Origin of the sequence: Paenisporosarcina sp. TG20, assembly GCF_000286315.1 — a bacterium.
Classification (GTDB): Bacteria; Bacillota; Bacilli; order Bacillales_A; family Planococcaceae; genus Paenisporosarcina.
The window spans coordinates 1-10,617 of sequence record NZ_ALJG01000220.1 but is presented as its reverse complement, the minus strand read 5'-3'; the positions used below and the strand labels follow the sequence as shown (position 1 = coordinate 10,617).

General features: G+C 35.9%; 10 protein-coding genes and 1 pseudogene. 5 read left to right on the top strand and 6 right to left on the bottom strand.

Translation table 11 applies throughout. The annotated features are described in order from the left end of the window. Positions 1 to 615 precede the first annotated feature (615 nt). The 3 genes from B371_RS0104780 to B371_RS0104765 all read left to right on the top strand — a co-directional run bounded on the left by B371_RS0104780 (position 616) and on the right by B371_RS0104765 (position 2,381). Positions 616 to 981, top strand: coding sequence for a YxiJ family protein (locus B371_RS0104780; protein WP_019413166.1), 366 nt, complete (start codon positions 616 to 618; stop codon positions 979 to 981). A 93-nt stretch (positions 982 to 1,074) separates the two neighbouring features. Beyond that, positions 1,075 to 1,608, top strand: a complete 534-nt coding sequence (locus B371_RS0104775) for a DUF2695 domain-containing protein (RefSeq protein ID WP_019413165.1) — start codon at positions 1,075 to 1,077, stop codon at positions 1,606 to 1,608. A 347-nt stretch (positions 1,609 to 1,955) separates the two neighbouring features. Then, positions 1,956 to 2,381 (top strand): universal stress protein, encoded by a 426-nt coding sequence (locus tag B371_RS0104765; protein ID WP_019413163.1) that lies wholly within the window; start codon positions 1,956 to 1,958, stop codon positions 2,379 to 2,381. A gap of 608 nt (positions 2,382 to 2,989) precedes the next feature. Here the strand turns inward: B371_RS0104765 and B371_RS24425 are convergent. The 5 genes from B371_RS24425 to B371_RS0104735 all read right to left on the bottom strand — a co-directional run bounded on the left by B371_RS24425 (position 2,990) and on the right by B371_RS0104735 (position 6,483). After that, entirely contained in the window at positions 2,990 to 3,076 is an 87-nt protein-coding gene (locus B371_RS24425; protein WP_369751075.1) for a putative holin-like toxin, read from the bottom strand. Positions 3,077 to 3,178: 102 nt separating this feature from the next. Further along, positions 3,179 to 4,003 (bottom strand): aminoglycoside N(3)-acetyltransferase, encoded by an 825-nt coding sequence (locus tag B371_RS0104750; RefSeq protein WP_019413161.1) that lies wholly within the window; start codon positions 4,001 to 4,003, stop codon positions 3,179 to 3,181. A 127-nt stretch (positions 4,004 to 4,130) separates the two neighbouring features. Beyond that, on the bottom strand, positions 4,131 to 5,144 hold the full coding sequence (locus tag B371_RS0104745) for an NADP-dependent oxidoreductase (RefSeq protein ID WP_019413160.1): 1,014 nt from the start codon (positions 5,142 to 5,144) through the stop codon (positions 4,131 to 4,133). A 224-nt stretch (positions 5,145 to 5,368) separates the two neighbouring features. After that, positions 5,369 to 5,740: a hypothetical protein gene (locus B371_RS0104740; RefSeq protein ID WP_019413159.1), complete on the bottom strand. Its 372-nt coding sequence runs from the start codon at positions 5,738 to 5,740 to the stop codon at positions 5,369 to 5,371. A 224-nt stretch (positions 5,741 to 5,964) separates the two neighbouring features. Further along, complete coding sequence (locus tag B371_RS0104735) at positions 5,965 to 6,483, bottom strand: YusW family protein (protein ID WP_019413158.1); 519 nt, start codon at positions 6,481 to 6,483, stop codon at positions 5,965 to 5,967. A 389-nt stretch (positions 6,484 to 6,872) separates the two neighbouring features. Here B371_RS0104735 and B371_RS0104730 point away from each other — a divergent pair, with 389 nt between their 5' ends. Both B371_RS0104730 and B371_RS0104725 read left to right on the top strand, forming a co-directional pair. Further along, positions 6,873 to 8,300: an aldehyde dehydrogenase family protein gene (locus B371_RS0104730; protein WP_019413157.1), complete on the top strand. Its 1,428-nt coding sequence runs from the start codon at positions 6,873 to 6,875 to the stop codon at positions 8,298 to 8,300. Between the two features lie 201 nt (positions 8,301 to 8,501). Beyond that, positions 8,502 to 9,107: a hypothetical protein gene (locus B371_RS0104725; protein ID WP_019413156.1), complete on the top strand. Its 606-nt coding sequence runs from the start codon at positions 8,502 to 8,504 to the stop codon at positions 9,105 to 9,107. Between the two features lie 240 nt (positions 9,108 to 9,347). On the opposite strand, the pseudogene B371_RS0104720 reads toward B371_RS0104725, so the two are convergent. Continuing rightward, positions 9,348 to 10,298 (bottom strand): annotated as a pseudogene (locus B371_RS0104720) (transposase); the annotation flags it as partial. Positions 10,299 to 10,617 lie beyond the last annotated feature (319 nt).

The window sequence follows — 10,617 nt, the reverse complement described above, 5'->3', positions numbered from 1 at the left end:
TTCTCGTTCGGAAAATCTGTAAACCAATTCCAGTCCCGGGCATAATGCCAGAAACAGAAATGGAACAGCGTATTTTTAAATCTGGTCCTGCTAGACGCGAACATAGGAACCAACGAGTTAAAATGAAAGATTAATTTACAAGAATTAATAAATAATATAGGTAAGACATGTTAAAATGATGCAAGTAAATTTTGACATGTCTTTTATTGATGAAGGATATAAAACCCTAGAGATGTACGAATTCTGACTCCCTTTAATGTGTTATTTCTGATCGGTTTTGTAAATAAATTAACTACTCTTAAGGGAAATTTACGTGTTTAATAATTTAACAAAGGAAGGACGATTAAATGGTTCGTGATTACTCAAAGTGGATTGCATAATTATTCATGAAAAGTAAAGGCCTAAATTCGATTAAATTAAGAATGTATATATGGTGTACATGCCTAAGGGATGGAAGAAATGAAAAAGAAGTAAGATTCCATAATGAGTGATATAAAGAGGCAAAATTCCGAGAATCCTTGTTATGTCAACCTAGAACGAGCAGTTTAGTTAAATAAGGTATTTTTATTAGATATAATATTAAGAAAAACAAACTGTTTACAGGTGGAGATAGAAATGAAAAAGGGCTTAATCAGCGAACTTGAAAATCTTTATAATATAGAATTAATGAATGAATTCCCAAACGAAGATATTGAAAAGATTGAAAAAGATTTCGAGGATATTATCTCAGAAGTAGATTGGCTGGTGGGTGATTTTAATGAATTTTGTATGCTTATCGCAGGAAGTTCCTCCTATGTGTTAGGTAATAAGAAAATCCCTAATAATCATAGGCAAGTTCTATATAAAAACTTTTATTCACTTTATCCTAAATATTCAATTTTAAAAGATTCTATAAGTAATTATCCTCATTTTTATAAAGAACTTGAAAGTTTCGAAAAGGCACGAGAATTATTACTAGTAATTATTCAGAATAATACATGATCGTTAAATAAATGAATCGATGGTTGGCGGACAGATCAGTCAATAATAAGCTTTCTTTAAAAGTTAAACGTTACCTCCAAAGGAGTTGTTATAGTGGTAAATTTAAATGACCTGCAAAACGAACTTATACAAGGACAAAAGCTATCTATGCAAGGATCAGATCAGAGAAGGGCACCTGAGAAAATAGCGATACCATATCTTTTGAGTGCACGAAAAGGCTTGAAAGAGTTTGTTAAGCAGAATGAGGATAATAGTCTAGCTTGGCGTTTATTATCGCAGGCAGAAGAATATTTATTGAATTATAACGAAGCAATAAACTGCCTTCAAAAGGTGATTGAATTAGGGGGGAAAGACCGGAAAGACCGGAAAGACTTAAGAAGACTAGTTATGTTAAAAGAGAATGGGAGACAGTGGCAAGAATTAAATATTTCTCCAGAACAATTAGAATTGCTAGGAAGATATTTAGAGCAAAAAGTAGAGTCTTCTGGCTGTAATCATACACTTACTCATACAAAAGAATGGCTGGACGAGAATATACCGAAAAATAAAAAATCTAAGGTTATTAAGTCAATTCAAAATCAGGGAGGTTTTTGCGATTGTGAAGTCCTGATGAATGTAATTGATTAGTTATCAAAATTAGAGCAAATCTCATAAAATTTCTCGGAAGTACTTAATTCAATTAACGAAATAATGTGCTGCCCTTTTATGGCAGTTTTATTATTGACTTACAGGTTCTGATTGATTTCCAATCGGTCCGTTTCGTAATAAGACACCAAACTCCCCACGCCCCACGACCATGCCTTTTTTCAATACCATTATGCGAACCCCTTTCGTTTTAGTATCATCAATCCTTGAATACTGCTATAGAAATGTAATTGATTTGTTGCTATACTTGTATAAATATTCAATAAATAAAAATGCCACACCTAAAATGTGCACTTTTATCTATAATGAAGAAGATAAGGAGTGATGAGATGAGTAATGTTATTGTTGTTCCGACAGATGGCTCTAATGGTTCAATTAAAGCACTTCAGTATGCGATTGATTTGGCCAAAAAAACAGATGGGGAAATAATTTTATTAAATGTACAGCCTAACTTCGCTTCACCGAATGTGAGAAATTTCTTTAGCAAAAATGATGTAGAGGAATACACTCAGATGTTGGCTGACGAACAATTAAAGACAGCAAAGGGAATCATGGAAGAGGCAGGGGTTCCGTATCAAGCAAAGGTACGTACAGGTCTAACGAAAGTTGAGATTTGTCAGGAAACAAAAGAAGCAGAAGCTAGTTTAATTGTAATGGGATATCGTGGATTGGGAGCAGTTGCTGGAGTCGTACTGGGCAGTGTAAGTTATGGCGTCCTTCACGATGCGCCGTGCCCTGTTACCATTGTTCGATAATAAATCTAATTGATTCAGAAAACCAAGTACAAATGTGACTAGTTGTCGCCTTTTAATAAATAAAGTTCGTTGTTTATAAAATAATCTCGATGTTTTGACTCTTTGGATCTATATATCTAAAGGGGTGTTTTTATGGAGGAGGCGTTGAGATCGAAACCACTTCTTTTGCCGTCTGATAACACTCTTTCCCAATTAGATTTTCACATAATGAAAACAAAAAAGCTCTTGGGCTGCTTGGTTAAATAGCAAAAAAATTCTAAAACACAAACGACCCAAAGGCTTATAGTTTAGTCGTCAGCGGAGAAATCATAAGAGAATTTGTATGAAAAAGTAATATATTATATCTTTCAGTCCCCACTGTCAAACACTTATCTATGTTCTAAATGCAATTATAAACGATGAATTAACTTCTCGAAGGAACTTAAGAAAAAAATCCCGTATTTGATTCTGTTCACTGACTTTGGTATAATGACCCTATTAAGTGAGTACAATAAAAAAGACCAAGTGGTGTTTGCGCACCAAGCGGTCTAGTAATAAAATAGCATCGCTTCAAAGGCGATCAGCTGTGAATAGTAAACCACCCAATTGCTGGTAGGCTCAGGGGCGGTTTACTTTTTTTGTTGAGAAAAAGCAAGTATTGAAACGATTAAGCCGGCGAACGCTACTGCGAACATTAAGGCTTCAAAAGTTGTCATTGGCAACATCTCCTTTCCCCATCTGCAAAAGCAAAAGGTGAATCGGAATAATGTTGACCGCGTTTATTTTTACCCGGTTTATTAAAAGTAATTAATACTAGTTCAATCTTCATCAACAACAGGGTTATTTGTTAACCATTCCACACCAAAATGGATTAATGGGTTCATTTGAATAACACGGCATTCAGCTTGACCTAACTTTCCAATATGCAATGCATGTGAATGAGTACTTTCAAAAGCTTGACCTAGCATAGGGAAACGATCAGAGTCTACATCTATGGACTGATACTCAATCCATGTTCGATCGCCGTCTACTAACATGGCCGCCCCTTGATCCGTATATGTCTTTTCTTCAAGTAAATTTTCAGATAGATGCAAAGCAGTACAGGAATCATACCCCACACCAATTAATAAAATTTTGACATTTTCATTTAAGATTGCGCCTAGTGGTGATCTCATTCCAAAAGAATCTTCCAGGGGATGTTCCATCATCCATTTTTCTGCATGCTTACCCCAAGCCATTAGGCTGTGTACAGGGTGATAGCTTCGAATGGTTTTTGGATGGCGATGAAAACACTCAGCAATCTTACCCATTCCTCGTAGTGGAGTTAGATGAGGATCATACGCAGGCATATGTTGTCGAATTGGTTCATGCCAGTCTTCTGGAACAGGCGGCAACATCCAATAGGAAGGCTCAGAGTTCTCTGCGGATTGTGCAGCCATAACGATTGTTCCTTCTGGCGTAATGGTTTCCATTAATGCGTCGATGACCGCTTTGGGTCCTCCTGCAATCCACCCCATCGATTTAATAGATGAATGGACCATAATGGCGTCACCTGATTGAATACCGAGTGTCTGCAACTGTTGTTTTAACGTTTCGACCGATTGAAAAGAAGTGGTTTCTCGCACGCGATCAAATTCACTCATGTTTTTGTTACCTCCGAATCTTTAAATAACTAAGTTGTGTAAGAGAAGTAATTACAACAGATTGTATAATACCACAAGAAAAGCCGTTTCGGAACGAGTCCAAAACGGAACTTTTCGCACTTGAAAATTATTCGATATCAGAAACTTTAACGATGGCTTTTCCAATGTTCGTCCCTTTGAAAAGATCCAAAAATGCATCTATCGTATGGTCAAAACCTTCTGTAATCGTTTCCTCATATTTCAATTTGCCTTGAGTTAACCAAGTAGCCAAATCTTTTGCTCCTTCTCCATAACGAGAAGAGTAGTTGCCAATAGTAAAACCTTGCATCAAAGAGCTTGTTTTGATTAAGTAGCCCTGCACGCGGGGGCCAACGTCAGCGTGTTCGTTATTGTAAGCAGAAATTGCTCCACATACAGGTATTCGAGCAAAATTATTTAATAGCGGGAAGATAGCGTCAGAAATTTCACCGCCTACATTTTCAAAGTAGACATCAATGCCATTTGGACATACTTCCTTTAAAACTTGCGCTACATTTTGTGTTTTGTAGTTGATCGCTGCATCAAAACCTAATTCTTCTAGAAGAAACTTCACTTTCTCATCAGAACCAGCAATACCAACAACGTGTGAACCTTTAATTTTCGCAATTTGCCCAACAATTGAACCAACAGCTCCTGCAGCTCCTGATACGACAACCGTTTCTCCTGCTTTTGGCTTTCCTATATCTAGTAAACCAAAGTAAGCTGTTAATCCAGTCATTCCGAGCACACTTAAATACGCAGATGCTGGGGCAATAGTATGATCTATTTTTCGAACAGCATTTTCTTTTGCAATGCTATATTCTTGCCATGGAAGGGATCCTAGAACCACATCCCCTTTTTTAAATAGAGAAGACTTGGAGAATACGACTTGAGCAATAACACCACTTGAAATCATTTCATTTAACTGAAAAGGAGGGACATAAGATTTTGCATCATTCATGCGTCCGCGTAAATAGGGATCAACTGATATATAGACAGTTTTTAAAAGAATTTCTCCTTCAGAAGCTTCACCAATCGGGGCATTCACCATTTCAAAGTTCTTTTTTGTTGGTGTAGCTTTAGGTCTATTAATTAATTTAATTTGTTTTTGCATACTAATCATCCTTTCACTCCACTAAGGGGTAAGTGTCTTATATATTACTTTAAATGGATAATTTTTTCATGTAAAAAGTCTTTGTTGGGTGAGAAATCATGAAATTTTTGGGTCGTTGCACCTTTCATCTAGAAGACTATAGAATTTAAAGTTTAATTCATAGACAAGCAAAAATGCAGCGGAAAGAAACGCTGCATTTTTGAAAAAATTATTGAATTCCGGTTCAGCACTTATTATTCAACGATTAGTTGTGTTGTCATTTCCGCATGACCTTCACCACAAGGTACACTACAAATGACTTTATATTCGCCGGGTTCAAGAGAAGTTGTAGCTGAACCGTCGCCATCAATTTTCACATCAGTTCCTTCAATCGTAATTCCGTGGAAGCCTTCTCCATTGACAAGATTAATTGTAACTTCTCCAGCTGGCACAGAATAGCTGTCTTTTTCAAATTCCCAATTAGAGGCTACTAATTCTACGGTATTTGAAGTGGGACTTTCTCCACCGCTAGTGTCATTAACTCCGCTAGTTGAATCGTCTCCACCACATGCTGCTAACACTAATATTAATGCAATCATCATCGTGCTTATAATAAACTTTTTCATTGTAGTTCCCCCTATTTGATAAATGATTGTTTATTTCTTTACAACCTAATCGTAAGGGATTATCTAGCAATAAGGTGTGATACATATCACACTTCAAACAGATGTCATTATAATGACACAATTATGTGACAGGTGATGCCATTTGATATAATTAGCATAGCAACTCCTGGCTCACAACTGTGCCGTCTGACCGGTTATCAAGAACATTAAGAAATACCCTCTTATTATTGAGTCGCTTCAATTTTTGTTGTCTCATCATTGAACCATGTAATATCTGCTTCGATCTTTATATAATCATCTTTAACATCAAAGGTTTTAATGATTTGGGAAATAATTTTTTCATCATCCATATCTTCTTTTAATTGTAGGGCTGTCAATAATGTTCTTAAATGTGCCATCGCTTCGTCACCAGTAGCATCAATATTCTCATCTCCTGAATCAAGAGCGATATCATTCCCTATAGTTTTATACTCTGCGTCAGTAGAGTCTTTTGATTCCTTATAGTTTACTTTCAACGCTTCCTCTTGCTCTGGATAATCGACCTCGAGTTCAAATTTTTTAAATCCATAAGATTCACCAGTATCAGCTGGATTTTCACCAGTTTCTGAATCATCGATATCATTTTTTATATTGTTATTAGTAGTGTCTTGTGTTATTTCAGCGTGTTCTTCAGGACCACAAGCTCCTAATGTCAATAAAGAAGTTAGCATTAAAATTGCGACAATGGAATTTTTGAATGTCATGTGTTTCATCCTTTCTTATAATGCTTTTTATTGTTATGCCCTGAAACGATATGATTATTAATCGCAAAACGATATTGTTTAAAAGCAAGAATTATATGAGTAGCTAGTTGATTTCTTTTAATGTGATGCTTTTCAAATTTTTTAGCTGCATTTATCGATAAAAACCGCCCATCATTTAGTCTCCTTGGTGAATTGCTTAAAGTACAGCAACCTTTTCCGCTAAATAGAGTCTATATCCAATAAGCTAAATGACTAGATATAATAATAGAAAAGATCTTAAATCCTAAAAACTACATGCTTCAAAACATTGAGCCACAATAACGCTAACAAACAAAGATTAGTGATAAACTGTTAGAAAAACGGGTATATATTTTTAGGAGGTGTTTCTTATGAAAGAAACTGGACTTTGGATTAATGGAGAATGGCGAGAAGCAAGTGCACTGTATGAATTAAAAGCCCCTTATGATGGCAAGTTAATTGCAAAGGTGGCCAAAGGTTCTGCAGAGGATGTAGAAGTAGCAATTCTTGGGGCTGCTCAAGCATTCAAAAGTTTCAAAAAATGGACCGCCTATGACCGAGCAGAAATGTTATACAAAGTTGTTAGTATAATGCGTGAACGAAAAGAAGAGTTAGCAAAAATTTTGGCGCAAGAAGCAGGGAAGCCTTTAAAGTCTTCCAGAGTAGAGATTGATCGAACAATTGCTACGTACCAATTTGCAGCTGAAGAGGCAAAGCAATATCGTGGTGAAACCGTCCCGATGGATGCAGCACCAGGTGGAGCCAACCGTATCGGATGGACCAAAAAAGAAGCAATTGGCGTAGTAGCAGCAATTACTCCATTTAATTTTCCATTCAACTTGGTTGCGCATAAATTAGGACCAGCCTTTGCAGTAGGGAACACAGTCGTCTTAAAGCCGGCAACACAAACTCCTTTAAGCGCTCTTGCAATGGCAGATATTTTTAAAGAAGCAGGCTTACCAGATGGAGTATTACAAATTGTAACCGGAAGCGGGAGCGAATTAAGTGAATCACTCATCACTCATCCAGAAGTTAAAAAAGTAACATTTACAGGAAGCGTACCTGTAGGCTTAAAGATTAAGGAAAAGATAGGCTTACGTAAAATCACGTTAGAACTAGGTTCCAACTCTGCTTTAATTATCGAGCCGAGTGTGCCAATTGAAAAAATTGTTAAACGTTGTGTAGAAGGAGCATTTAGTTTTTCTGGACAGGTTTGCATTTCGTTGCAACGCATTTACGTGAATCGTAAAGTGTACGACGAATTCGCAAAAGCATTCGTTGAAGAAACGAAGAACTTAATAATTGGCGACCCGCTCGATGAAAATACAGATGTCAGTTCCATGATTCATCCAGATGAAGTAGAGCGAATCGTTGGATGGATAGAAGAAGCGAAAACACAAGGCGCAGAAGTGGCAACCGGTGGTGAGTCTACAGAACGACAAGTACTACCAACTGTTTTAATAAACGTAAAAGAAAACATGAAAGTAGTTTGTGAAGAAGTATTTGCACCGGTTGTATCGCTCATTCCCTATGACACTTTGGATGAGGCAATTGATTTAGTGAATGAATCACAGTTTGGCTTAAATGCAGGGATTTATACGAATGTATTAACAGACGCGATGCATGCAGCAAACGAAATTGAAGCAGGCACTGTCATCATTAACGACATCCCAACCTTCCGCGTTGATAATATGCCTTACGGTGGTGTCAAGATGAGTGGATACGGCAGAGAAGGTGTTAAATATGCAGTCGAAGAAATGACTGAGTTAAAATTTATCACGATGAAAACCGAATTTTAATGATGATGAAACACCAATCTCAAATGCAACATCTCATTACTTTATTTGTTCTCGACAAGTTCCTTACCCTGATAAGTATCTGAAATTATATGTACTACCTTTAAAGAACCCTGTATTTCACTAATTTTTAAGAGATAAGGATCAACTATTGGTTATAACTACTCTTAATTTTTCTTATAATAAACACAGGGGGTCTAACCTTTGCAAACGTATCAAGCACTTGTTGACACAGTCAACATCTCAAACAAGAAAAATAGGTTAATTCATTTTGATGACTCTTTAACACTTATTGGAACTGGAAGAAGCGCATATGTGTTTAAAATGAAAGCCACAGATATAGTAATTAAAGTGTTTTTCCCTAATTTTATGTATATAGCAAAAGAAGAGTCTGAAATTTATGAAATTCTAAAAGACATATCATATTTCCCGATTATTTATGAATCAGGTTCAAATTATATCGTAATGGAATACATTGAAGGCCAAACACTTTTTGAATGTATCACGAATGGAATAGTTATAACGGAAGCGCATATCAATGAAATAGATTATGCATTATTCTTAGCTTCTGATAAACAATTGAACCCCTCAGATATCCATCTTAGAAATATACTTATTACGCCTAAAGGAGAAATAAAACTTATTGATGTTGCACGTTTTAGACAGAAGAAAGATTGTACTCAGTGGAGTGATCTGAAAAGTGCCTTTCGTATATTTTACCTAAAACGTTCATTTCCAAAGAAAATACCAGCTAAATTGCTTAACATTATTGCTTTCTTATATAAAAAAAGACTTATTCCAACTTTTTGAAGTACAGAATGGCGATTTCAAAAGAAACTCTAGCGCAAGCGGAGGCACTAGAAAATAGTTATTAATATTTGCTAAGTGTGTTTAAATTTTAAAAGGCGACATTTCGTTCGATTTTGAACGAAATGTTGCCTTTTTATTTCGGATTTCTTACTTAGAATCCTTCATCAAAATCATAATGCGTTTGAGGTTTACTGCAAATATGGCCATAGCTCCTTGCATCTGCATACCAAATAGACCATTGCGAATGCTATCTTTCCCTGAATTCGCGGAATCTTCAATAACCGTGTCAATTTCCATTCCTGTATTTTGGCTTTTTTCAATTAAATCTTGAAGGTATTTTCCATCGCTATTATCACCTGTCGTAATGACAGCAGCTGTAATAATTCGTTCATCATTCATCGCAAGATGCGTTTTATAACGAATGAAAGAGGAGTCAGCTATTTTATGACCCACTCGTGCATCTGAATCGGTCGAGAAATGAAGGTGTTCTGAATAATCTTCTACGACTTCCTTTAATTCATTTAACTTCTCCTTTATTGCAGGTATATGAACAAGATGAGCCTTTTTTTCAACCACAGAAATCACTTGCTCAATGTAAGTTAATTCATCTTTAACTTCGCTAGAAGTTATTTTAGATGGAAATTTCCCTTTCATCGATTCATCAAATTGATAAACAGCTTCTCGAACGTTTTTCACTTTTTCCATTAAAAATTCTTGCGCTGCTTTTTGGTTATAGCTTGCTTTTGAATGCATGGCATCCAAGATGATGGATTTGCTTTTGATAAGTTCTTTTTCCAGTGCAATATCAACCGTCTTTTGAATGAGCATATCTAGTAAGTTAACATCTTGAAGACGAAGTTTACGGAACTCAGTTAAGGAACTCGGGTCAATTACCGAAGCTTCCGGTGCCATGTCGAGGAAATATTTAAACGACATATCGTATTTAGAACGTTCCACGACATCGATATCTGATATGTCAAGAATGGATTTGAGCAATAAATATTTGAACATGCGAATCGGTGGAACAGCATTGCGACTATTTTCGAGACAATATTTATTGCTCAATTCTTCAAGCACAAAAGAAAAGTCAACGAGCTCATTGATTTGGCGCAGCATATGATCTTTGTGCACAACGATATCGTAAATAGCCATAAATGGACTAAGGTTTAAAGGTTCTTGATTGGAAATTATCGGGACACCACCTGTTATTAGTATTAGTACACATATTATACAACAAAAACTAGCGATCCTTTCCTCAATAATTCGAAGAAAGGATCGCTAGTTTTTTAACAGTAATTCGATTAATGAGAAGACGTGATTTCAATTTCAAAAAACACATGCTTCATCTTGATTTCCAGTGAAAGTGAGTTTTATTCAGTAACATTTGATTGATTGAGAATCAGATCTAAATATAGGTGAGTACTTTCATTTTACAAGATAGGAAGATTTTTATATTTATATCTATAACTATATTTGATCATGTTTATTTTAAACAGGAGAATGATTGTAG

Coding starts and splice junctions, on each gene's coding strand:
- B371_RS0104765 (WP_019413163.1), top strand. CDS start 1,956: ATGAGTAATGTTATTGTTGTTCCGACAGATGGCTCTAATGGTTCAATT.
- B371_RS0104745 (WP_019413160.1), bottom strand. CDS start 5,144: ATGATTAGTATGCAAAAACAAATTAAATTAATTAATAGACCTAAAGCT.
- B371_RS0104730 (WP_019413157.1), top strand. CDS start 6,873: ATGAAAGAAACTGGACTTTGGATTAATGGAGAATGGCGAGAAGCAAGT.
- B371_RS0104735 (WP_019413158.1), bottom strand. CDS start 6,483: ATGACATTCAAAAATTCCATTGTCGCAATTTTAATGCTAACTTCTTTA.
- B371_RS24425 (WP_369751075.1), bottom strand. CDS start 3,076: ATGACAACTTTTGAAGCCTTAATGTTCGCAGTAGCGTTCGCCGGCTTA.
- B371_RS0104750 (WP_019413161.1), bottom strand. CDS start 4,003: ATGAGTGAATTTGATCGCGTGCGAGAAACCACTTCTTTTCAATCGGTC.
- B371_RS0104740 (WP_019413159.1), bottom strand. CDS start 5,740: ATGAAAAAGTTTATTATAAGCACGATGATGATTGCATTAATATTAGTG.
- B371_RS0104780 (WP_019413166.1), top strand. CDS start 616: ATGAAAAAGGGCTTAATCAGCGAACTTGAAAATCTTTATAATATAGAA.